Source organism: Corallococcus praedator (genome assembly GCF_003612125.1).
GTDB lineage: Bacteria > Myxococcota > Myxococcia > Myxococcales > Myxococcaceae > Corallococcus > Corallococcus praedator.
This window is the reverse complement of sequence record NZ_RAWI01000112.1, coordinates 1-24,091: the sequence shown is the minus strand read 5'-3', so window position 1 is coordinate 24,091 and position 24,091 is coordinate 1. Positions and strand designations below refer to the sequence as shown.

Annotated in this window: 10 protein-coding genes; 9 read left to right on the top strand and 1 reads right to left on the bottom strand. The window is 69.9% G+C overall.

Features of this window, described 5'->3' with window-relative positions; all coding sequences use genetic code 11:
* From gltG to D7Y13_RS16705, 9 genes are all read left to right on the top strand, one after another.
* Positions 1-1,492 (top strand): adventurous gliding motility protein GltG (gene gltG / locus D7Y13_RS16740; protein ID WP_147452457.1); only part of this gene is annotated, 1,492 nt, incomplete at its 5' end.
* A 114-nt stretch (positions 1,493-1,606) separates the two neighbouring features.
* Entirely contained in the window at positions 1,607-2,245 is a 639-nt protein-coding gene (gene cglE, locus D7Y13_RS16735; RefSeq protein ID WP_120531300.1) for an adventurous gliding motility protein CglE, read from the top strand.
* A 34-nt stretch (positions 2,246-2,279) separates the two neighbouring features.
* On the top strand, positions 2,280-2,483 hold the full coding sequence (locus D7Y13_RS48700) for a hypothetical protein (RefSeq protein ID WP_199732638.1): 204 nt from the start codon (positions 2,280-2,282) through the stop codon (positions 2,481-2,483).
* Positions 2,450-4,153 carry a tetratricopeptide repeat protein gene (locus tag D7Y13_RS16730; protein WP_199732639.1) on the top strand — a complete coding sequence of 568 codons (1,704 nt, stop codon included), beginning with the start codon at positions 2,450-2,452 and terminating at the stop codon, positions 4,151-4,153. Before D7Y13_RS48700 ends, D7Y13_RS16730 begins: the two co-directional genes overlap by 34 nt.
* Positions 4,154-4,260: 107 nt before the next feature.
* On the top strand, positions 4,261-16,536 hold the full coding sequence (locus tag D7Y13_RS16725) for a tetratricopeptide repeat protein (RefSeq protein WP_120581877.1): 12,276 nt from the start codon (positions 4,261-4,263) through the stop codon (positions 16,534-16,536).
* 136 nt (positions 16,537-16,672) lie between these two features.
* A complete protein-coding gene (gene gltJ / locus D7Y13_RS16720; RefSeq protein ID WP_120630718.1) occupies positions 16,673-18,712 on the top strand; it encodes an adventurous gliding motility protein GltJ in 2,040 nt (679 codons plus the stop codon).
* Between the two features lie 234 nt (positions 18,713-18,946).
* A complete protein-coding gene (locus D7Y13_RS16715) occupies positions 18,947-19,834 on the top strand; it encodes a hypothetical protein (protein WP_120581879.1) in 888 nt (295 codons plus the stop codon).
* 222 nt (positions 19,835-20,056) lie between these two features.
* Positions 20,057-20,539: a toxin-antitoxin system YwqK family antitoxin gene (locus D7Y13_RS16710; protein WP_120531295.1), complete on the top strand. Its 483-nt coding sequence runs from the start codon at positions 20,057-20,059 to the stop codon at positions 20,537-20,539.
* Between the two features lie 102 nt (positions 20,540-20,641).
* Positions 20,642-21,742, top strand: coding sequence for a TIGR04552 family protein (locus tag D7Y13_RS16705; protein WP_199732640.1), 1,101 nt, complete (start codon positions 20,642-20,644; stop codon positions 21,740-21,742).
* A gap of 73 nt (positions 21,743-21,815) precedes the next feature.
* Here D7Y13_RS16705 and D7Y13_RS16700 read toward each other — a convergent pair whose 3' ends face one another.
* Positions 21,816-23,945, bottom strand: coding sequence for an Ig-like domain-containing protein (locus tag D7Y13_RS16700; protein ID WP_120581880.1), 2,130 nt, complete (start codon positions 23,943-23,945; stop codon positions 21,816-21,818).
* Positions 23,946-24,091 lie beyond the last annotated feature (146 nt).

Below are 24,091 nucleotides of genomic sequence, written 5' to 3'. Positions count from 1 at the left end.
GCCCCCCGCCGCGCTGGATGCGTCGGTCGCGCCCACGCAGAAGAACAAGGTCGTGGCGCCCGCCGCTCCGGTCGAGGAGGCCCCTTCGGACGAGGAGGAGGCGCCGCGCGTGCGCACCGTGCGCCGCACCAAGTCCAACGGTCCGCAGGGCGTGTCGCTGCGCCTGCTCTGGGGCGATCAGCGCGTGGGCGAGTTCTTCGTGCCCCCGGGCGTAAAGAAGGGCTTCACGGTCGGCAGCGCCAAGGGCGTGGACTTCGTGATGGGCGACGCCAAGCTGGGCGGCCCGTCCTTCGAGGTGCTGCGCACCGACGGCCAGTCCTTCTCCGTGCGCTTCGCGCGCAAGATGAAGGGCGAGCTGACCCGCAAGGGCGAGACGCTCGACCTGGAAGCGGTCATCGAGTCGGGCAAGGCCTCCAACGAGGGCGAGTCCTACGCGGTGACGCTGGAGGCCGACGACTTCTTCTGGGTGGACCTGGGAGGCCTCACGCTGGAGGCGCAGTTCCAGGCGGTGCCCAAGCGCGTCGTCGTGCCGTTGGGCGAGAACCTGGACTACACGGCGCTCAACATCTTCCTGGTGATGTTCTTCATCGCCACCGCGTTCGTCATCCACTCGATGAACAGCAGCGGCGAAGGGGATGAGTACGCGGATGAGCTCGCGGGCAATGACGCGCGCATCGCGAAGCTCATCATCAAGGCGCCGGAGACGCAGAAGAACAAGTTCCTGGAGAAGCTGAACCAGCAGAAGGAGAAGAAGTCGGGCGAGATGGCCCAGAAGTCCCGCGGTGACGAAGGCCAGATGGGCAAGAAGGACGCGCCCAAGGCCAACAACCGCACCGCGCCCAAAGGCGACCCGAACAAGAAGGACGAGGCGCGCGCCCTCACCGCGAAGATCTTCGGCGGTGGCAAGGGCGGCATCTCCACCATCTTCGGCAAGGCGGGCCTGGGCGGCGAGCTCAAGAGCGCCATGGGCAACATGTTCGGCGCCAAGGCGGGCGACGCGGGCGGCTTCGGCGGCCTGGGCCTGCGCGGCAGCGGCGGTGGCGGCGGCGGCACCGGTGACAGCATCGGTATCGGCGGCATCGGCACCAAGGGCCGTGGCGGCGGCAGCGGCAGCTACGGCACCGGCGTGGGCACGCTCGGCGGCAAGCAGAGCGTGGACGTGGGCATCACGTCCTCGGATCCGGAGGTCATGGGTTCGCTGGACAAGGAGCTCATCCGCCAGGTCATCCAGCGCAACCGCGGGCAGATCCGCTACTGCTACGAGAGCCTGCTCAACCGCTTCCCGAAGCTGGGCGGCAAGGTCTCCGTGAAGTTCATCATCAGCGCCACGGGCTCGGTGGCCACGTCCAACGTCGCGCAGTCCACGGCGGGCAACTCGGACCTGGAGACCTGCGTCGCGGGCCGCGTGCGCACCTGGAAGTTCCCGGAGCCCAAGGGTGGCGGCTCCGTGATCGTGACGTACCCGTTCATCTTCAAGCAGGCCGGCGACTAGCCTAGACTCGATTTCATCCGTGTCCGCGCGGGCGGCCCTGGCGACAGGGCTGCCCGCTTCTTCACTTCCTCCTCCCGTTCCCCGCGGGAGTCCTGCCCCCCCAGGCTGCCTTCCATGCAGAAAGTCCTTGCTCCTCTCGCCCTGTGCGCCGCCTTCCTCCTTCCCGGGGTGTCGGCCGCTCAGGAGACTCCCAGCGCCGGTTCCGCCGCCCAGGACCGGCCCGCGGTGACCTTCGACGAGGTCGAGCGCGGTGTGTACTTCGCGGTGTACGGCGGCCCGTCATGGATCGCCAACCCTCCCGCGTCGCAGGGCCCCCGGCCCTTCTCGTCCGGACAGATGGCCCAGGTGGAGCTGGGCATCGACCTGGGGGAGCGCCTGTCGCTGGGCGTCTTCTTCATGGGCTCCGCGAACACGGCGGGCGCCGAGTACATCGGCTACTCGCAGGGCGCCGCCTCCGGTGACTTCACCATGCTGGTCCCGGGCGCCGTCCTGCGCGCCAGGCTGGTGGGCTTCGCCGACAGCCAGGAGGTCAAGCGCACGTGGATCTACGCCCGCGCCGGCGCGGGGTACGCGATGTTCTCTCCCAAGAAGCTCCTCCCGGATTCCGACATTCTTGTGTTTGCCGGGCCCGGAGTGGAGTACTACACGCGGCTGCGCCACTTCTCGGTGGGGCTGGAGGTCACGGGGAACTACCTCGCCTCCAAGGGCGCTTTCGGGTTCGCGGTGGCGCCCAACATTCGCTACGCGTTCTAGCGGGAGATTCACGTGGCTCAGGAGAATGGAAGCGGTGGATCGCGTCCGGGTGGACGCGGTCCGAACGGGGGCGCGCCTGGTCAGGGGCCTCGCCGTGACGGGCCGGGTGGTTTCGGCGGTCGTGGTGGCGGTCCTGGCGGCGGTGGCCATGGTGAAGGGCGCGGGCGGGGCGAAGGCCGTGGCCGCGACCGTGATGCGGGTCCGGTGGGTCCGGGCCAGCGCGTCATCGCCGAGCTGAGCGTGCTGGAGAAGGCGCTCTCCAAGAATGATTTTGGCGCGGAGAAGGGTCCGCTGGAGGCCATTGTCCGCTCGCTGCGGCCCATGAACCTCAAGTCGCTGGACGACCTGGACCTGAACACGCGCGGTCGCCTCATCACCACGCTCCTGCGAGTGCAGCGTCAGCCCAAGCCGGCCCTGCCGGAAGAGGGCGCCGCGGCTCCGGAAGAGGCGGCGACGACGGAAGGCACCGAGGCGGCGGCTCCGGCCGAAGCGTCCTCGGAGGCTCCGGCCGCCGAAGGCGCTGGCGAAGGTGCCGCTCCCGCCGAAGCGGCTCCCGCGGCTCCGGCCGTGGATCCCGCGAAGGAGAAGCACGGGGCCTGGCTGGACGTGATGACCCTGGTGGGCCGCGTCTGGCGCGCCGCGGGTGACCGCGAGCGTTCGCAGGCGGCCTTCGCGCTGAGTGGTCGCGAGCCGACGCCGGAGCCCGAGGCGCCTGCCCGGAGCGAGGCGCCGCGCGAGCGGTCCGAGCGTCCGGAGCGGGGCGGTCCTGGCGAGCGCCGGGAGCGTTCCGAGCGTCCTCCTCGTGGCGACCGTCCGGAGCGTGGCGCTGCCGGTGCCGGCGAGCGTCGTGAGCGTCCGCCCCGGGCCGAGCGTCCGGAGCGTGGCGAGCGTCCGGCCCGCGGTGAGCGCCCCGAGCGCGCGCCGATGCCGGAGCTGACGGGCGACTGGAAGGAGCAGGCGACCCAGCTGGAAGGCCTGGGCCGCACGCGCGACGCGGCGCGACTGCACGAGCGCAACAACGGCTTCGCGGACGCCACCCGCCTGTTCGAGGCGGGCGGGGACCTGAAGAGCGCGCTGCGCACGGCGCTGGCCGGACAGGACAACGACGCGGCCCGCCGCCTCGTGGGCACGCTGCCTCCGGATCAGATTGGCCCCACGCTGGAGAAGGCGGGCGCGTACGAGCTCCTCATGGAGCACTACGTCGCCAAGGCCGACTTCGAGAAGGTCGCCGGCCTGTACGAGCGCGCGCGCCAGTTCGACCAGGCGGCGCTCGCGTACGAGCGCGCCAACAAGCTGACCCTGGCGCGCAAGGCGTACGAGCGCGCCCGGGACCTGCCGAGCGCCAACCGCATCCGGGGCCTGGAGGTGAAGGCCCTGGTGGAGCGTGGCGACCGGCTGGGCGCGGCGACCCTGCTGGTGGCCGTGGGCCAGCGGCGCGAGGCGGTGGAGGTGCTGAGCCCCCTGCCTCCGCCCAAGGCGTTCCATTTCATGCAGCGGCTCACCCTCGAGGACGAGGCCAAGGAGCTGGCGCAGCGTGAGCTGGCGCGCGCCGAACAGGAGCAGAAGCCCGCCGGCCGTGCCCGGTGGCTGGAGCTCCTGGGCGACACGGCCGCCGCCGCGGAGACGTGGACGCAGGCGGGCCGCAAGGACAAGGCGCTGCCCCTCTACGAGAAGCTGGGCGACCTGCCCCGCGCCGCGCAGATCGCGGAAGAGCTGCAGCAGAAGGACAAGGCCGTGGCGCTGTACACGCAGCTCAACGACAGCGCGGGTCTGGAGCGGGCCAAGGCCCTTCCCGACGCCCCGGCCACGCCCCCCGCGGCGGACAAGTCGGAAGCCGGCGACGACGCGGATGGCGCGGCGGCGACGACGGAAAATGCTTCCTCGGCTGGCGAGCAAGAAAGCCAATAAATCCCATCGGTTGACGGGTTTTGCGCGATTGCCCGGGGGCGCCCGCGGCCGGTACACTCCGGCCGCTGGCGCCCCTGTTTCATTCACCCCCCTGGCCCCCGAGCATCATGGAACTGCCTTCCACCCCTGCGCGTCCCACGCTGCGTGTGACCGATGACCGCTCCTTCGTCGAGACCGAAGCGGCCCTGGAGAAATCAGGCCGGGTCGAGGAGCTGATCCGCCTGTACGAGGGACGCTCGAGGGATGTCCCCACGGAAGAGGCGGCACGCCTGCTGTGCCGCGCGGCGGAGCTCGCGCACGAGCGGCAGCGCAATGCCCCGCGCGCGGAGGATCTGCTCAAGCGCGCGTTGCTGGTGGCGAAGGATCCGATGCCCGCGCTGCGCGGGCTCAAGCGACTGCATGAGATCCGCCAGGACTCGGCATCGCTGGTGGAAGTGCTGGAGCGGCTGGGCGCCGCCACCCAGGGCGACGAGAGCGCGGGCCACTACCTGAAGGCCGCGGACCTGTACGAGCAGAAGCTCTTCCGGCGCGACCGCGCGGTGCTGTGCCTGCAGCGCGCGGCGCGGGTGAAGCCGGACCGGGCGACGTTCCGGCGCGTGCGGCAGTTGCTGCTCAGCGAGGAGCGCTTCCAGCCGGCCTTCGAGGCGCTGCAGCGGGAGCGCGCGGCGCTGGGTGACGCGGGCATGGCGGAGGAGTACGCCGGGCTCGCGGAGCGGCTGGTGGATGATCCCACCGAGCATGCGCTGGCGCAGCAGGTGCTGGACGTGGCGCGGGAGCTGGATCCGCAGAACGCGCGCGCGGAGAAGGCCACCCGCGCGATGCAGCGCTTCGAGCAGGTGTGGCGCGACAAGGTGCGCATGCTGCGAGGCATGTCGCTGGAGGAGCGCGACCGCAAGAGCGCGGCGCGGCTGTCGCTGCTCGTGGCGAAGCTGTTCGCCTGGTACGAGCCGACCGCCACCGGCAAGGTGAAGGAAGCGTTGGATCGCTGCTTCCTGCTGTGGCCGGGGATGCCCGAAGCGCTCACGCTCATCGAGCGGATGGCGGCGCGCGCGGGCGACCATGGTCCGGCCATCGTGCAACTGGAGGCGATGGCGGGCGAGGCGCGCGACCGCACGGCGCAGGTGGACCTGTGGCTGCGCGTGGGCACGCTCAAGCTGGGGCGGATGAACGACGCGGCCGGAGCGCTGGTCGCCTTCGAGAAGGCCGTGGCGGCGGATCCGTCGCGCGCGGACGCGGCCAGCCTGGCCGCGGAGCTGATGCTGGGCCAGGAGCGCTACCTGGAAGCGGTGGCCACACTGGAGCGCTACCTGGGCACGGTGAAGGACCGCGCGCAGCAGGCGAGCCTCCGGCTGCGGCTGGCGGACCTGTGCATGCAGCAGTTGAAGGACTCCGACGCGGCGCGGGAGCACCTGGAAGCGGCCCTGAAGCTGGAGCCCACCAACGCCCTGGCGGCCTTCCAGCTGTCGCGCCTGCTGGCGGAAGACGAGAAGCTGGACGAAGTGCTGCCGCTGCTGGAGCTGGCCATGCTCGCGCCGCGTCCGCGCGCCGAGCGCGTGGCGTTCTGCGAAGCGCTGGCGCTGATGTTCGAGGAGCAGGAGAACGAGCGCGGCGCCTTCGAAGTGCTGGCGCGAGCGCTGGAGCTGGAGCCTGGACGTCCGCTGCTGCTCAACACGGTGGTGGAGCACGCGGAGAAGGCCAACGCGCAGCCCGCGCTGGCGCACGCGCTCCTGCGGGCCGCGCAGGCGGCGACGCCCCCGGCGGTGGCGGTGGCGCTGTGGCGGCACCTGGCGCAACTGCTCCAGGGCCCGCTGGCGGATCCCGTGCGCGCGGAGGCCGCGTGGCGCGAGGTGCTCTCGCGCGTGCCGGGAGACTCGGCGGCGAGCGAGGCCGTGAAGTCGCTGCAGGCGGTCGCGGCGCTGGCGGATGATCCGAAGACGCGGCTGGAGACGGACATCGCGCGGCGCGAGGCGTCCGGCGCGCCCCCGGAGGAGCTGGAAGCGCTGGTGCGTCAGTGGGTGCAGCTGGCGCCCGAGGATGCCCAGGCGGTGCAGCGTCTCCAGGCGCTGTGTGTCGCGCTGTCGAAGTTCGAGGAGGCCGCGTCCCTGGCCGCGAAGCTCGCGACGCTGGCCGAGTCGCAGCTCGAGCGCAACGAGTGGACCGCGCGGCAGGCGAAGCTGTACGCGGAGCGGCTCAACCGCCAGGAGGACGCGGCGGACCTGTTCCTGTCGCTGCTCGCGGAGAATGTGTCCACGGGCGTGGTGGTGGGCGGCCTGGAGCGACTGGCCGCGGGCGGCGTGCGCACGGTCGCGCTGACCGAGGCGCTGGCGAACCACTACGGCCGCACGGGCGACCATCAGCGGCAGGTGGCGGCGCTCCAGCAGCAACTGGACTCCACGACGGACGCGGCGACGCGCAAGCGCCTGCTGACGGTGCTGGCGAGCATCCACGAGAAGCAGCTCGCGGACAGCCGGGCCGCCTTCGACACGCGGCTGCGCATGGTGCGCGAGGAGCCCAAGGACGAAGCGGGGCGCGCGGAGACGGCGCGCCTTGCGCGCGACCTGTCCGCCCACGCGGAGCTGGGACGCGTGCTGCGCACGCTCGCGACGGAGGCCGAGGACCCGGCCCTGGCCGTGCAGTTGCTCTCCGAGGCGTCGGTGCTGGCGGAGGAGGGCGGGATGGCGGCGGAGGCCATCACCGCGCTGGAGGCCGCGCTGTCGCGTGCGCCCGAGGCCCCGCAGGTGCTCCAGCGCCTCGTCAGGCTGTACGGCCGCGCGGGCCGCTCGGCGGACGCGGAGACGCTGCTGCGCAAGCGCATCCACGCCACGCGAGGGCCGGAGCGCTTGGAGTTGTTGCTGCGCCTGGTGGACCTCAACGTGGAGCTGGGCCGTCCGTTGCAGGCCGCGGAGGCGCTCCAGTCCGCCATCACCCACGGGGCGGAGGAGGGGCGGCACCTGCCGCGCCTCGCCGAGCTCTATGAGAAGGCGGGTATGGACCGCGAGCTGGGGGACACCCTGGCGCGGATGATTGGCCTCGCGGAGACGGCCGGCGACGCGGACCACGTGTCGCGGCTGAAGCTGCGTCGCGCGCAGTTGCTGCAGGGCTCCCAGGACGGCAGCGCGGAGGCGGTGCAGAGCTACGCGGACCTGCTGCGGCAGCGTCCGTCGGATCCGGACGCGCTCGCGGCGCTCGAAGCGATGCTGGCCTCGGGCCCGTCGCGCGAGGCGGCGGCGCGCGCGCTGATTCCCGCGTACGAGCGCACGAAGGAACACCGCAAGCTGGTGGCGACGCTGGACGTGCTCGCGGAAGTGGCGCGCGACGACGCCGGCCGGGTGCAGGCGCTGCGCTCTGCGGCCCAGGTGCACCTGGCGCATCTGCGGCAGCCGGAGCTGGCCTTCGCCTCCCTTGCCCGGGCGCTGCGCATGGCCCCGGCGGACGCGGGCCTGCGGGCCGCCGCGCGTCAGGCCGCGGAGGACGCGGACTCGCTCGACAGCTTCGCGGAGATCATCAGCGAGCTGACGGAAGAGGGGGATGTCGGCCCTGCGCGCGCGGCGCTGCTGCGCGAGCTGGCGGAGGTGCAGGAGAAGAAACTCGACGATCGGCCCGGGGCGGTGAAGGCCCTGCGTGCGCTGCTGGTGCTGGAGCCGGGCAACCTGGACAGCCTGCGGGCCCTGCAGCGGTTGCACCGCGCGGGCGAGGAGTGGGCGGCGCTGGCGGAGGTGCTGGAGAAGCTGGCGGTGGCCACGCAGGAGCCCGCGGATCAGCTCGTGTGCCTGCGCGAGGCCGCGCTGCTGCATGAGACGAAGCTCACCGACAAGGAGAGCGCCGCCGCCGCATGGCGCGCCATCGCGGAGCGCGACCCCGCGCAGCGCGAGGCCGCCACCGCGTTGGACCGGCTCTACACGGACCTCAACCGCTCCAAGGACCTGGCGTGGACGCTGGCGCTGCGGCGCAACCAGGAGGGGCAGAGCCCGCAGGGCCGCGAGGTGTCCTTCCGGCTGGCGGAGCTGCTGCGCACGGAGCTGGACGACGCCAACGCGGCGCTGGGCCTCTACAAGCGCATCCTGACCGAGGACCCCGGCCATCCGGGCGCGCGCGCCGCGCTGGAGGCCTGGGTGAAGGCGGCGGTGCCCACGAGCGGGGCGGCGCTGGAGGTGCTGGACAAGGTGCTGGCGCAGGTGGGCGACCATGCCCGCCGGGTGGCGCTGCGCGAGACGCGGATGGAGTCCGCGCTCACGGTGGAGAAGATCATCCTCGCGGGGGAGATCCGCCGCATCTACGAGCGCGACATGCAGCAGCCGTCGCTCGCGTTCATGGCGTCGGTGAAGGCGTTCGCCAACGGGCTGGACCGCGACGGCGTGCGGCCGGACCTGGAGCGGCTGGCGCGCGAGACGGGCAGCCACGAGGTGCTGGCGGAGATCTACGAGAGCGCCGCGGTGGACCTGACCTCCGGCGACCCGGCGGCCCTGGACCTGCTGCGCCGCGCGGCGGAGCTGCGCGAGGGCCTGGATCAGCCCGAGGAGGCCACGCGCCTCTGGAAGAACCTGCTGGCGGATGCGCCGCAGGACCGGCAGGCGCTGGAGGCGCTGTCCCGGCTGTACGAGAAGGGGCAGAACGCGAAGAGCCTGTCGGAGGTCTACGCCCGTCAGGCGCAGCTCGCCACGGATCCGGAGACGCGCCTGGGCCTGCTGCTCAAGGCCGGCGAGGCCTACGCGAGCTCGGGTGAGGACGCGAAGGCCATCGAGATCCTCCGCTCCGCGCTGGCGTTGAGCAAGGTGCCGGAAGGGCTGCTCGCGCTTGACAAGCTGTACGCCAAGACGCGCCGCTTCGTGGAGCAGGCGGACGTGTTGGATCAGCTCGCCGAAATCACGCCGGACGAGCCGGGACGGCGTGCGTACCTGCTGCGCCGCGCGCAGTTGCTGGAGAAGGAGGTCGGTCCCTCCGAGGCGCTGCCCGTGTACCGGCGGCTGCTGGAGCTGTCGCCGGGCGACGGTCAGGTGGTGGCGGGCCTGGAGCGCCTGCTCGCGCACGACGGCCCCCGGCTGGAGGCCGCGCGACTGTTGGAGCCCGTCTACCGCGGACTCAACGACACGCGGAAGCTGGTGGACGTGCTGGAGGTGCTCCTGCCCGGAGTGCCGCCGGAGAAGCGGCTGGAGCGTCTGCAGGAGATCGCCATCCTGCGCGAGGGCCTGGGCCAGACGTCGCTCGCCTTCGTCGCGCGCCTGCGCGCCTTCAACGAGCAGCCGGCGGAAGCCACCGTGCGCGACGAGCTGGAGCGGCTCGCGGCGGACTCGGGTTCCTTCGAGGAGGTGGCGGCGGCCTACGAGGATCAGCTGGAGCGCGACCCCGCGGAGCCCCTCGCGGGCGACCTGTGGCGGCGGCTGGCGGCCATCTACGACAACCGCCTGAAGCGCTACGACCTGGCGGTGCGCGCGTGGGAGCAGGTGAGCCGGCGCGACCCGATGAACAAGACGGTGCTGGAGGCCATCGCCCGCGTGCACCGGCGCACGGCCGCGCACCGGGAGCTGGCGCTCGTCATGCGCCGGCAGGTGGCCGCGGAGGGCAACCCCGCCTCGCAGGTGAACCTGCTCTTCGAGCTGGCGCATCTGGCCGAGGAGACGCTGGCGGACAAGTCGCTCGCGGCGCAGACGTACCGCGAGGTGCTGGAGCGCCGGCCGGAGAACGCCAACGCGCTGAAGCTGCTGGGCCGCGTGCTCGCGGACATGGAGCGCTGGGCGGAGCTCGCGCAGCACGTCGAGCGTGAAATCCAGATGGCGGATGCACGCGACGCGCAGGAAGAGGCGTCCGACCTGCGGGTGCGCCTGGGCCGTCTGAAGGTCTCCCGCCTGGATGATCCGCGAGGCGCCCTGGAGCTGTACCAGGCGGTCCTCGCGCGGCGCGCGGGCCACCCGGGAGCGGTGGGCGCGCTGGAGGAGCTGGCGCGCTCGGAGAGTCCGCTGCGAGGCGCGGCGGCCAGCGCCCTGGAGCCCGTCTTCGCGTCGGTGGGCAACCACCTGAAGCAGGTGGAGATGCTGGAGTCGCGTGCCTCCGCGGAGGCCGTGCCGCAGGAGCGCGCCGCGCTGCTGCGCCGCATCTCGGAGATCTACGCCACCGCGCTGGAGAACGCGGAGATGGCGTTCCTGTCCGCCACGCGCGCGCTGCGCGAGCTGCCGGAGGACCCGCGTTCGCTGGAGCTGTGCGTCTCGCTGGTGGACAAGGCGGAGGCGCCGGAGGAGCTGTGCGCGGTGCTGATGGAGGTCGCGCCCAAGGCGGGCGACGCCGCCCGTGCGGAGCTGTACCGCGCGCTCGCGAGGCTCCAGGTGGACCTGGGCGAGCCAGCCGAGGCGCTGGCGTCATGGAAGCGCGTCCTGGAGCTGAAGCCCACGGACAACGAAGCGCTGGATGGCACCGCGCGGCTGGTGGCGTCGCAGGGCCGTCCGTCGGAGCTGCTGGAAGTGCTGCGCCGTCAGCTCGCGCTGTCGGAGGAGCCGGCGCGTCGCGCCACGGTGCTCTTCCAGATTGGCGCGTTGCAGGAGGAGCAGCTCAAGGACACGCTGGGCGCGCTGGCCACGTTCCGGCGCCTGCTGGAGCTCAAGCCGGATGACGCCGCCGCGCTCGCGCGGATGGAAGCGCTCTGCGAGAAGCAGGAGCGCTGGCCGGAGCTCGCGGACGTCCTCGCGCGGCGCATCGCGCTGATGCCGCCGGAGGAGGGACTGGAGCTGAAGTTCCGCCTCGCGACGGTGCGCGAGTCCAAGCTGCTCGACAAGGTGGGCGCGCTGTCGCTGTACGGCGAGGTGCTGTCGGTGCAGCCCAACCACCCGGGCGCGGTGGGCCGCATGGAAGCGCTGGTGGCGCGCGAGCCCCAGAACCTGCTGGCGGTGGAGACGCTGCTGCGCGCCTTCCGCGCGAGCGGTGACGTCACGCGGCTTGCGCAGCTGATTGAAACGCGCGTCGGCGTGTCCCCGGACGCGGTCGAGCGCAAGCGGCTGCTCGGCGAGCTGGCCACGCTGCGCGAGACGCAGGGGGAGAGCGAGCTGGCCTTCCTCGCGCTCTACCGTGGCTTCAAGGAGGATCCGAACGACGGCGAGGTGCGCCGCCGGCTGGAGAACGCCACCGACGTCGCGGGCAGCTACGACGAGCTGGTGGTGCTCTACGAAGAGGCCCTGCCGCGCATCGCCGAGGCCGCCGACGCGGCCCAGGTGTGCCTCAAGCTGGGGCAGGTCCTGGAAACGCGCCTGCGCGACCCGGACCGCGCGGTGTCCTACTTCGAGCGTGCGCGCACGTTGCACGCCTCGGTGCAGGAGCGCTCGCTGGTCGCGTTGGACCGGCTCTACCTGCACCTGGAGGCGTGGCCGGAACTGGCCGGCGTGCTGGAAGCGCTGGCGACCGGGGCGGCCACCCCGGCGGACAAGCTGGGCTTCCTCTTCCGCCTGGGGCAGCTCTACCAGGAGCGGCTGGACAGCCCGGACCGCGCGGCGAGCGCCTACGAGGCCATCCTCGCGCTGGAGCCGGGACACCTCGCCTCGGCTCGGCTGCTGGAAGGCATCTACGAGGGCGCGGGTGCGTCCGAGAAGCTCTACGGCATCCTGAAGCTCCAGGCGGACAAGGTCGTCGGCAGCGAGCGCGACCGCGTGCTCGGCAAGATGGCGCAGGTGTCGGCCGAGGGGCTGTCGGACCTGTCCCGCTCCATCGAGCTGTACCGCGAGCTGCTGGCGAAGAACCCGCGCAACGAGCAGGTCTTCTCCGCGCTGGAGTCGCTGTACGAGCGCGCCGACCGTCCGCAGGACCTGCGCGAGCTGCTCGAGGGCCGTCTGGCCATCACGTTGGATCCGCGCGAGGTGGTGCGGCTCAACGAGCGGCTGGGCCGCGTGGTGTACCGCCTGCTCAAGCAGCCGGACGCGGCGGTGCCGTACTTCAAGGCCGCGCTGGACCGCGACGCGCGTCACCGGGGCGTGCTGGACACGCTGCGCGAGCTCTACGACGAGACGGGCCAGCGCGAGGAGCTGGTGGGCGTGCTGCGCCGCCTGGTCCCGCTGCAGGAGAACAGCGAGGGCGTGAAGGCGCTGCGCCTGCGCCTCGCGGAAGTGCTCGCGGGCATGGGCCGGCGCGAGGAGTCGCTGGACGCGGCCCGCCGAGCGCTGGAGGTCGAGCCGCACGTGGTCTCCGACCTGGAGCGCGTGTACGCGCTGTCCGTGTCGCTGCGCGCGTGGAACGACGCGGTGCGCGCCCTGGAGCTCAAGGTCCAGGTGCACCTGCAGACCGAGGAGCGCGACCCCGCCATCGCCGCGTACTTCACCGTCGCGGAGCTGTGGGAAGGGCAGGGCGGCAAGCCCGAGCTCTCCGCGGGCGCGCTGGAGAAGGTGCTGGAGCTGGATCCGGCCAACCGCACCGCCTACGAGCGCGTGTGCACGCTGTACCGGACGCACAACGACTGGCGTGCGTACGCGACGGTGATGGACCGCTACATGCCCCACCTCGTCACCGACGAGGAGAAGCTGGCGGCCCTGCGGGAGATCGCCCGCGTGCAGGAAGAGCGCCTGGGCCAGAAGGACGTGGCCTTCCTGGCGCTGTGCCGCGCGCTGCAACTGGACGCGACGGAGGACGGCCTGCGCGAGGAGGTCGAGCGCCTCGCGGACGAGACGGGCAGTCACGAGGAACTGGCGGCCGTCTACGAGGAGGTCGCGGACGAGCTGCCCCGCGGCCCGCTCGCGGAGCGGCTGTACGCCACGCTGGCGCGCATCCACGACACGCGCCTGGATGATCCGCAGGCCGCCGAAGCGGCGTTCCGGAAGATCCTCGAGTTCGACCCGACCAACGCCACCGCGCTGGACGGTCTGGCGGCGGTGTTCCAGCGGCGCGGCCGCGACCGCGAGTACGTCGTCGCGCTGGAGCAGAAGCTGGAAGCGGCGGGCTCCATCGAGGCGCGCAAGGGCATCCTCAAGGAGATCGCCCGCGTCTGGGATGAGACGCTGGAAGACCCCATCGAAGCGGCCAGTGCCCTGCTGCGCGCGCTGGAGCTGGAGCCGGATCAGGAGACGCTCGGCGTCCTCACGAAGCTCTACCGGCGTGGAGGGGCCCACCGCGACGTGGCCACCACACTGCTGCGGGCGCGCGACCTCGCGTCGTCCGCGGAGGAGCGTGCGCGCATCCAGGTGGAGGTGGCGACCGTCTACGAGCGCGACCTGAAGGACGACGAGTCCGCGGTCTCCGCGTTCCGGATGGCGTTGGAGTTCGACCCCGTCAACCGCGAGGCGCTGGAATCGCTGGAGCGGCTGCACATCCGGTTGGATCAGCCGGCGGACCTGCTCGCCATCTACGAGCGGATGCTGGAGCTGAGCCAGGACTACCGCGAGAAGGTCCGCGTCCTCTTCCGCAGCGCGACCATCTGGGAGGACACGTACCAGAACCCGGCGAACGCCGACGCGTGCGTGGAGGGTGTGCTCTCCATCGACCCGCAGAACGTGCCGGCCATCAAGTCCCTCATCCGGCTGCGCCGCGCGCAGGCCCGGTGGGAGGACCTCATCTCCGCGTACGAGCGCCAGCTCGCGCTCGCCACCAGTCCGCAGGAGCAGGCGGAGCTGTACGTGGAGATCGGCAACGTCCAGTACCAGCAGCTCAAGGTGGTGGACCGCGCGGTGAACAGCTACCACGCGGCGCTCGCAACGGACCCCGAGTCCCGTCAGGCCCTGCACGCCCTGGGCAACCTCTACGAGCGCAGCGGCAACTGGCCCTTCGCGCTGGAGATGCTGCAGAAGGAAGCGCAGGTCGTGGGCAACAACCCGGTGGCGGTGGAGCTGTGGCACCGCCTGGGGAAGATCAACGAGGACATGCTGTCGGACATGTCCAGCGCCCGGAACGCGTACCAGCAGGCGCTCGCCATCGACCCGGGCCACCTGCCCACCATCCGCGCCCTCAAGGGCATCCAGGAGCAGGAGAAGGACTGGGGCGGCTACGAGCAGACGCTGCTGCAGGAGGCGCAGCAGACGGATGATCCGGCCGCCAAGGGCCGCGCCCTGCTGGACGTCGCGCGCTACCACGCGGAGACGCGCGAGGACCGCGAGACGGCCACCCACTACTGGGAAGAGGCCCTCAAGAACATCCCGGACAGCCTGGAGGCGGCGCGCCCGCTGGCGGACGTCTACATCGCGCGCGAGGACTGGGCGTCGGCGGAGCGGATGCTCGACATCGTCACGCGCAAGATGGCGGAGAAGGCCATGGCGGAGAAGGACGCCGCCGTCGCGCAGGACCTCTGCCGTCAGCTTTACCGGTTGGGCTACGTGACGGAGAAGCTGGGCCGGCGCGACAAGGCGCTCAGCTCGTACGAGAAGGCCTACGGCCTGGATGCCACGTACCTGCCCGCGCTGGAGGGCTACGGAAATCTGTTGGTGCAGGCGAAGCGGTACGAGGACGCGCTCAAGGTCTTCCAGACCATCCTCATCCACCACCGCGAGGAGCTGACGGACCTGGAGGTGGTGGAGGTCTACTGGCAGCTGGGTGACGTGCACGCCGCGCTGGGCCAGGCGGACCGCGCGCAGAACCACTTCGAGAAGGCGATCGCCATCGACCCGCAGCACGAGCCGACGCTGCGTGCGCTGGTCACGCTGATGGACAAGGCGGGCCGCTTCGAGAAGTCCGCGGAGCTGCGCCAGGACCTCGTCAACAGCCTGGAGGGCGAGGCGAAGGTCAAGGTCTACCTGGAGCTGGGCCGCATCGCGCGCGACGAGCTGCACGACCCGTACATGGCCATCGACGCGTTCAGCGGCGCCCTCAAGACGCAGCCGGAAGCGCCGGAGGTGATGGACGCGCTCTACCGCCTGCTGCGCGAGACGCGTCAGGGCCAGAAGGCCGCGGACGTGCTGGGCCGCATGCTGTCGCTGCCCGAACTCGCGTCCGAGCCGCACAAGGCCAAGCGCGTGTGGTTCGCGCTCGGGGAGATCCGCCGCGACGAGCTGAAGGACGTGGAGGGCGCGACGCAGGCCTTCAACGCCGCGCTCGACCTGGATCACCGCTTCGTGGAGGCCTTCAGCGCGCTGGAGGCGCTGCTCGGTGGCGCGCGTCAGTGGAAGGTGCTGGAGGAGAACTACACGCGCATGCTCTCGCGTCTGCCCAAGACGCCGGACACGCACCCGGCGCGCATGACGCTGTGGCGCGCGCTGGGCGACCTGTACCTCCAGGTGCTCAAGCACCCGGAAGGCGCGGTGGCCGCCTACGGCGTCGCGGCGAAGGGCCTGCCGGACGACGCGGCCATGCAGGAGACGTTCGCGGAGGTCGCCGGTCAGATGCCGGGCCGCGAGGAAGAGGCCATCGTGGCGCTGCGCCGCGCGCTGCCGAACACGGAGAACCCGCGCAAGGTGGTGGGCCACCTGGTGCGGCTGTCCGCGGTGCGCAAGGACTACGACGCCGCGTGGCTCGCGGCGCAGGCCGTGTCGGGGCTCCTGGGCGAGGCAGGGGAGGACGAGCAGGAGATCCTCACCAAGCTGGGGCCCTACGCGAAGAAGAAGGAACTGGCCCAGCGTCCGCTGACGGACCGGCTGTGGCAGACGGCGCTCTTCCATCCGAAGGTGCGCGGGCCGCTGTCGGAGCTGCTGGGGCTGCTCTTCGAGAAGGCGGGACACCTGTACGCGGTGCCCTTCCCGCAGTACCAGCTCGTCCCGAAGCGCCACCGCATCGACGTGGCGACGGCGCAGGAGTACCACGTCAACCACTACCGCTACGTCGCGCGGCTCTTCAACATGGAGGCGGTGGAGCTGTACTCGCCGTTCCTCGTGGCCACGCGTGAGCGGCTGGCGAAGCGCTCCAACGAACCGGCCCCCGAGCCGCTCGTGAACGTGGATCTGCTTCAGACGCATCCCGCGTGCGTGCGTGTGGGCGGCAAGTACTTCGCAGAGCAGGGTCAGAAGGAGGTGTACTACCTCCTGGGGCGGACGCTGGCCCTGGCCCGCCCGGAGCTGGCGTTCAGCCAGCGCGTCGCGCCCGAGCGGCTGGAGGCGGTGGTGCAGGCCGCGCTCAGCCTGGTGGTGGGCAACGTGCGCTTCACGGTGGATCCGCGGCTGGTGGACGTGGAGCGGCAGCTGCTCCACAAGAGCCTGAGCGAGCCGGACCGGGCCGCCCTGGCGAAGGTCGCGCGGGCCTACCTGCCCACGGCGACGCCGCAGGATGTGCGCACCTGGCTGGAAGGCGCGGAGCTCACGGCTTCGCGCGCGGGCCTCTTCGCCGCGGGCGAACTGGAGCCCGTGCGCCGCATGGTACAGGGGGAGACGGGGTCGTCCTTCCGCGTCCCGTCCCGCACCAAGCTGCGGGAGTTGTTGGTGTTTGCGACGTCCGAGGACCTGCAGGAGCTGCGTGTGGCTGTTGGCACACACGTGGAAGTGCAAGCACGAAAATAGTGGCCCCAGACCGGCGCGAGGGTTCACGCGTTGAAAGCAGGCGGGCGTTCAAGGCGGGTGTCCTTGATCTCACCCGGTGGCCACTTCTACGATTCCGACGGGATTTCGCCCGTCATTTCTGAGGCTTACGGGAACGATGCGTTTCGTCTGCGACAGCTGCCGCGCGCAGTACATGATCAGCGACGACAAGATTGGCCCGAAGGGGGTCAAGCTTCGTTGCAAGAAGTGTGGTCACACCATCCTGGTGAGGCCCGCCGGAGCATCGGCGGGGAAGGAGGGAGGGGCGGACACCCCCGCGTCCACGGAAGCCAAGAGCGGCGCCGCGGACTCCAATGCGCCGCGCATCGTGGAGCAGTCCGGCACCGGGCTGCCCGCCACGCTGGGCACGCCGCCGGAAGGTGGCCTCTTCACCGACGTGGAAGAGGATGAGATTGGCGCCGTCTTCGACCAGGTGCTGAGCACCGGTTCGCAGAAGGCGCAGGCCCGCGACGCGGAAGCCGAAGCCGTGAAGGCCGCGAAGGCCGAGACGGTGCGCAAGCTCGCCGAAGCCGAGGCCGCCGAGCCCTCGCTGGACGACGCGAAGGCCGCGACGTCGCACGAGTGGTACGTCGCCATCGACGAGAAGCAGGTGGGCCCCTGGTCGGTGGAGAAGGTGAAGGACGCCTGGGACCGGGGCGAGGTGGGCCCCGACAACCTCTGCTGGCGTTCGGGCTTCAGCGACTGGATTCCCCTGTCGGAGACGGCGGAGCTGGCGTCGGTGCTGGCGCCGCGTCCGGCGAAGCCCGTCATCGTCGCTCCCGCGCCGGTGTCCACGTCGTCGCCGACGATCGCCGCGGGTCCGGTGGAGTCCGCCTTCAGCGCGGGCAGCAACCGGCCGGGCCTGGGTGGAGGGTCCACCGCGCCGGATGAGCCGGTGGGCTGGAAGCCCTCGGCCGCGAGCGTGCTGGCCTCGCTGGTGAAGGAGGAGAACGACGCCCTCACCAAGCCGCCTCCGCGTCCGGCGCCCTCGCTGGAGCGCGAGCCGGTGTCCCAGGCGCGCCTGCTGGACGTGCCCATGCCGCCCCCGGAGCCGAAGTCGTCTCCGGCGATGCCCGTGGCCATGATGGGCGCCGCGCCGGGAATGGCCGCGCCCCAGGCCTATCCGCAGCAGCCGCAGCAGGGCTACGCGCCGCAGCAGCCCGTGCAGCAGTACGCGCCGCAGCCCCAGGCCTATCCGCAGCAGCAGGCGCAGATGCCCTACGGGCAGCAGCCCCAGGGCTATCCGCCCCCGGGCTATCCCGCGGCCTATCCGCCGCCCGCGGCGCCGCCCACGAGCGGCAAGGGCCGCACGGGGATGCTGGTCGCGGTGACGGCGGGGGTGCTCGTCATCGCGGGTGCCGCGGTCGTCTACGTCGCGCGCGGCAATTCGTCCGAACGCCCCGTGGACCCGCCGACCCAGGTCGCGGTGGCGCCGACGCGCCCGGCGGACAGCGCTCCGGCGGCCGCGGCGGGAACCCCTGCCGCGGGCGCGCCCGTGGCGGCGGGGACGCCTCCTGCGACCGCGCCCGCCGTGGCGGCGGCTCCGGCGGCGGTGACGCCGCCTCCCGCGGCGGTGACGCCTCCTCCGACGACCGCGCCCAACATGGGGACGGCGGTGGCGAAGGTGGAACCGCGCACCCAGCAGCGTCGTTCGGGCTCCGGCCACAGCACCAGCCGTGGTGGCTCGCGTGAGGATGACGAAGAGGCCATCACGGTGTCGAAGCCCACGGCGGCGGCCTCGTCCTCGAATTCAGGTGGCGGGGACGACGACTTCGACGAGCTGTTCGGCACGAAGAAGGCGCCGGCCAGCACGAAGCCCGCGGGCAAGACGACGGCCACGGCCTACATCCCGCCCGAGCCGGGCGGCGGCACGCTGGAGCGCCTCCAGCAGTCGGACATCATGCAGGTGGTGCTGAACAACAAGCCCTCCATCGTGAAGTGCGTGAACGAGCAGAAGGCGAAGGATCCGTCCCTCAGCGGCAAGCTGGTGATGCGCTGGACGGTCCAGACGAGTGGCAAGACGAGCAGCGTGTCGTGCCGCACCGACGAGTTCAGCAAGAGCTACATGGCGACCTGCATCACGGGTCTCATCAAGGGGTGGTCCTTCCCGAAGCACCAGAAGCAGGGCGACCCCATCGACTTCCCGTTCACGTTCTGAAACGCAACAGCGACATCGCCGCCAGATATGACGGCGATGTCGTTGTGAGGTGCGGCGGGATTGTGCGCTTTCGTGAACAGTGAATTTCCCCTGGGCGGTGTCGTTGGAAGGTCGGTCGACACTCGTTGACACGTCTGGAGCGAGGGGACTAAAGCCCGCTCGACTTCAATACCCGGTGCCTGGAGTCGTGGCCGGAGGCACCGGGTGACGCACCAATCCAGGAGGAAGTTCCGAATGCAGCTTCGCAAGATGATGGTGATGCTCGCCGCGGTGAGCACGATGAGCTTTGCGCTGACCGCCTGTGGTGATGACGCGACGACGCCTGAGTCGTGTTCGTCCGACACCGACTGTGCCTCCGGCTTCTGCAACACGGCCGCTAGCGTGTGCATGGACACCTGCGAGAGCGCTGCGGACTGCCCGGACACCGAGAAGGAGTGCGCTGCGCTCGCCGGTGCGACCAACACGGCGAAGGTCTGCCAGTGCAAGACCAACCAGCTGTGCAACGAGGATGACTCCACGTCCCTGGTCTGCGGCGCGGTGTCCAAGCGCTGCGAAGAGCCCGGCACCAACACCGGCTGCACCAAGAACAGCGACTGCGGCACGGGCGAGACCTGCGACACGGCCACCGGTCAGTGCGTTGGCGGCACCACGACGTGCTCCGGCGAGGGTCGCGCGACCTGCGCGTACGGCTCGGCCTGCTACAGCGGCACCTGCCAGGCGCCCACGGCTCCGACCTGCGAGAACTACACCAACTTCGGCAACAAGTCGGCGCTGGGCACCACGGGTCCGATCATCTTCAAGGTCGCGACCACGAGCGCCGCGACGGACAGCTTCTGCCCGGCGTCTGCCCCCAAGCGCGTGAAGATCACCATCTCCGCGTACTCCAGCACGCCCTTCCCGGCCACGTCCGCCGAGCTGAACGGCCTGTTCTACGTCCTGGTGAACGGCACCGCTCAGGCGCCTTCCATCAGCTCCTCCCAGGGTAACTACGTGGTCACGGGCACCAACCGGGATCGCGCGGACATCGTGGCCAACCTCTGCGTCGCGGCCTCGTCCAACACGGCCTCCCTTGGGTACTACTTCACGGGTGGCAACTTCTTCTGCTTCCAGTCCACCTACTAGTCAGGGCCGGATGAGGGGCACCTGAGTCCTGGGGCCCCTGAGCAGAAGTGGTTGTTTGGAGCCCCGCCCGGAATCTCGGGGCGGGGCTCTTCGTTTGGGCCCATCACAGCCTCCCGGGTCGGGCTTCGGTGAGAGCTGCGGGGGCCCATGAATTTCATTTAGCTCTTCCTCGTCTTGTTGGGTGCGCGCACGGGCATTCCGGCGACTTCACAAGGAGACTTCATGCAGTCACAGAAGCTGATGCGGATGTTCACCCTGGGGTTGGCTCTCGCTTCTCCTGTCGCTTTCGCTGGAGAGACCACGACCCAGGTGACCTGCCCCGAAGGGACCAAGCAGACCGGCTCGAAGGCGGACGGACTGTTCTGCCGGAAGCAGGACCTCGCGGGGGGCAACTTCGTCGCTCACGGCCCCTACCGCTCGTTCCACGCCAATGGGAAGAAGGCGGCGGTGGGCCAGTATGCGAACGGCTTCAAGACCGGCACCTGGTCGTTCTTTGACGAGGCTGGCAACGAGTACGGCAAGACGGAGTTCCGTGAGAACAACTACCACGGGAAGCGGTTCCTCTACTTCGCCAGCGGCAAGCCCCACTTCATCGAGGAGTACCAGAACGGGCTGAAGAACGGCGTGGTGCAGGAGCTGAGCGAGGACGGCAAGATCGTCCATCAGGCCCGCTTCGAGAACGGCAAGGAAGTCGCGGTCAAGTAGTCCAGGAGCACGTGGAAACGAGGGCCCTTGCCTGCTCCCAGGCTGGGGCCCTTCGCATTGCGGGGCTTTCCCTTGGGGCTCCAGCCAGCTAGGAACAGCATCGTGAAGGCCCCTTCCCTCGTTCCCGTCCTCTCCGCCATTCCTGTCTGCCCGGTGCCGCAGATGGGGTTGCGCGAACTTGAGCGCATCCGGCTCATCCTGCGAGGTGGCTCCGTCATTGACTGGCGGCGCATGCACTTCCAGACGAGGGATGAGGTGGACCGGTTCCTTCGTCTCTGTCAGCTGGACGTGTCGCGCTCCTTCGACGACGCCTGGGCACGAACGGTGCTCGCGGACGCCGTGGAGTACCTGCGCAAGACCTTTGACTACAGGGTCGCGGACGCGGTGGCCCAGCCAGAGGAGATCCACGACCTTTTCCTCTTCGCCTCCGGAGCGAAGGGCCTCGCGCGCTACCGGCGCATCGCCTGCATCGTCCTGAAGGTGATGCACGTCATCCAGCACATCGAGGGCCGCGATCTGCTCTTCCGGTTGGCTGCCTCCGAAGCCGAGCTGGCGGAGATGGTCACGGAGAAGGTGCTGGGGGTTGCGCGCGAGATGCAGGAACTGGGGCTGCCCGTCGTGGAGTTCGCGCACTCCATCAAGACGCGTGACTCCCTGGTGACGAAGCTGATCGCGAAGAAGGAGACCGTGGCGGCCCAGGTGTACGACCGCACGCGGTTCCGCGTCATCACCCGCACCCGCGCCGACCTGCTCCCGGTGCTCTACTTCCTCACGCAGCGCCTGTTCCCCTTCAACTTCGTCGTTCCGGGCCAGACGGAGAACACCCTGCTGCCGTTCAAGGGGCTCCTCGCGGAGAACCCCCACTTCGAGCAGTTCATCCCCCAACTCCACCTGGACCGGGACTTTGAAGACCGCGAGGACCGGACCGGGAATGCCTTCTCGGGAAGCTCCTACCAGGTCCTCAACTTCGTCGTGGATCTCCCCCTGCGGATGGATCCATATCTCCCTCCGCCGGAGAGCGACACCCGCCTTCGAAAGGGGCGGGTCACCTTCGCCTTGGTGGAGTTCCAGATCGCGGATGAGGAAACGGCCCGCCGCAATGAGGTCGGGGACAATGCCCATGAGAGCTACAAGCGCCGGCAGAAGCGACGGGTCCTCAACCGACTGAGTCGAGGACTGGTCGTGCCGAAGCGCCAGGGGTGATTCGTACGCTCAGGGCTTCCCGTGCAGCCACGTCCTCGACTGCCAGGCCTGCCCGGTAGGGCGCTTGCTTCCGCTAATGGTTGAGGCGGTAAACGTAGACACTTGCGGACAGTGCACTTTCTTCGGTCCAGGCAACCACAGGCTGTCCGTCTGAATCCATGGCGATTGACGGAGCGAAAGCAGGAGTCGCCGTTTCAGTCAGGGCATTGAGCGGCTGGCCAATGCTCTGCCACTGATTGGAAGTCCAACGCCTGACATGAATGCTTCTCTCAGAGTTGATGATTCCGCTCCAGGCGAGGACATGGGGGGACCCGATGCTCATGCTCAAGACGGGGAGAAGATCGCCAGTCGCTGCTCCGCTCACAGCGGCCGGAGAGGTCCAGGCGTTGCCCTCCCATCGTGTCCAATAGACCAACCCTTCTGACGACGGTTTGCCTGTGGGCACCTCAATCCAGGTGACCCAGGGGCGCCCATTGCTGTCGACGGCGATCGACGGTGAGAAAGCAAGCTGGCCAATCAGCTGATTGCCCAAAGGAAGGGAACCATTCCTGGCAACGCCGATGCCTCGGATTCCATCGCCAGGTCCAGAGAGATCGAGAACGCTATAGGCAACGTATGCGTCGCTGTTGGAGATGGATGCGGAGGGAGTTTCAGCTCGGATGTAGTTGCTGGGGATGGGCAATGCCGAGGCGCTCCAGGACGGACCTCCCGCTACCAGTTCGTAGGCCCTGATTTCTGCGAGGCCTTCATTTTGATGGTTTGCATAGAGCCGCAGTGTACCGGCTTCATTCAGTGCGAGCGCGGGCCAGCCCAGATAGTCGGAACCTCCGCTCTTTGGAATAGAAATGGTGGGTAGGGATTCCCAGGACGCCCCCATCCATCTCCGCGAGAAGATATCTCGTGTCATTCCATCTCCAGCGGCCTCCTGCCAGGCAACAACCGGCCGGTTGGATGAGTCGATGACCAATGTCGGGTGCGTCGCATCCGTGCCTATGGGGAGCAACCCACTCAAGGGGGCCCCCAAGGTGTTCCAGGCGTTTCCAGTCCAGCGTGCAACGTAGACGCTTTTGGTGTTTCCGTCCGACTCAGACCAGGCGACCACAGGTTGGTTGTTGCGGTCCATCTTCAACACAACATCCTCTGCAGAGGTCTTGCCTTCGTTTGCGCTGATGGCTCCTCCCAGGGGCAGCCACGCTGGCACCGAGAACGACCACGTTGGTGTGTCGAGCAAGATGTTGCCCGCGAGGTCCTCGAAGACGAGGCCCGTTCCAGGATCCAGGGTGACGTCGACGGTTTCCGGGGCCACCACGGGCTCCAGGGGCTTGAGGGTCAGTGTCCTTCCATCCGCGGAGACGCTGGCGGACTTTTGAATATAGGCGCCGCCGCTCGTCGTCACGTACACCGCGTTCTCCCTCATGGAGCGCGGATCCATGGGCTCGCTGAACGTGACCTGGATCGACTCGTTCACTCCAACGTTCGTGGCGTTCCTGGCTGGCAGGAAGGAACTCACCGTCGGAGCCGTCCGGTCGACGATGACCGTCCGAGCAGCGCTGACGAAGGAGACGCCGCCACGGGTCGCGCGGACTGACACCTGGTAGGTGCCTTCCGCCTCCTGGGTCGTGTCCCATGTGAATGCGTAGGGTGTTCCCGTGGGCTCCGCCAGCACACTGGCGTCCTTCAGGATCTCCACGGCCTCCGCGGAGCCTCCCTCCACCGTGAACTGGAGCAGCAGCGTTCCACGGGTGTACGCCGTGCCGGGCGTCGGCACGACCCAGTTCACGACCAGATCGCCAGCCTCCTTGATGGTCACCCCCAGGGTGGCCTGCTTCGTGACCGCACCGCTCCGGCCCTGGATCGTCAGCGAATAGGTCCCTGCCGCAGTGGACGTCCCGACGCCGATGCTCAACTGCGCACGCGTTTCCCCCGACGACAGGGTGGCTGGCTGGAGTTGGATGCCGGCGGGAGGGTTGAGGAGGCTCAACGTGACATCTCCTCCCTTCACCCCCGCCCATGCCAAGTGGACCTCACAATCCAGTGTTCCACCGGGAAGGACCTGTTCCTGCGTGGACATCACGGAGAGGGTGAAGTCCGCGTTGGGATCCGGCTGGGAGTCGCCCACCGGGTCTTCAATGGGCGGAATTTCGATGCATGCGGGGGCCAGGCCAACGCAGCTCAACAACATCAGGAGTTTCAGACGGGGCATGGGGGGCGCTTTGTGCAAGGGATGTTCCGAACAGTCCCGACGCGGCACCTTGCCATGGGTATCCAGGGGGAGGGATCTCCATCCCACCTGAGAGATGGCCGTGTGCTCCGCCCCCTAGAAATGCGTCTGCCCGCCGGCCCCCGGGA

Coding starts and splice junctions, on each gene's coding strand:
- cglE (WP_120531300.1), top strand. CDS start 1,607: ATGCAGAAAGTCCTTGCTCCTCTCGCCCTGTGCGCCGCCTTCCTCCTT.
- D7Y13_RS16725 (WP_120581877.1), top strand. CDS start 4,261: ATGGAACTGCCTTCCACCCCTGCGCGTCCCACGCTGCGTGTGACCGAT.
- gltJ (WP_120630718.1), top strand. CDS start 16,673: ATGCGTTTCGTCTGCGACAGCTGCCGCGCGCAGTACATGATCAGCGAC.
- D7Y13_RS16715 (WP_120581879.1), top strand. CDS start 18,947: ATGCAGCTTCGCAAGATGATGGTGATGCTCGCCGCGGTGAGCACGATG.
- D7Y13_RS16710 (WP_120531295.1), top strand. CDS start 20,057: ATGCAGTCACAGAAGCTGATGCGGATGTTCACCCTGGGGTTGGCTCTC.
- D7Y13_RS16700 (WP_120581880.1), bottom strand. CDS start 23,945: ATGCCCCGTCTGAAACTCCTGATGTTGTTGAGCTGCGTTGGCCTGGCC.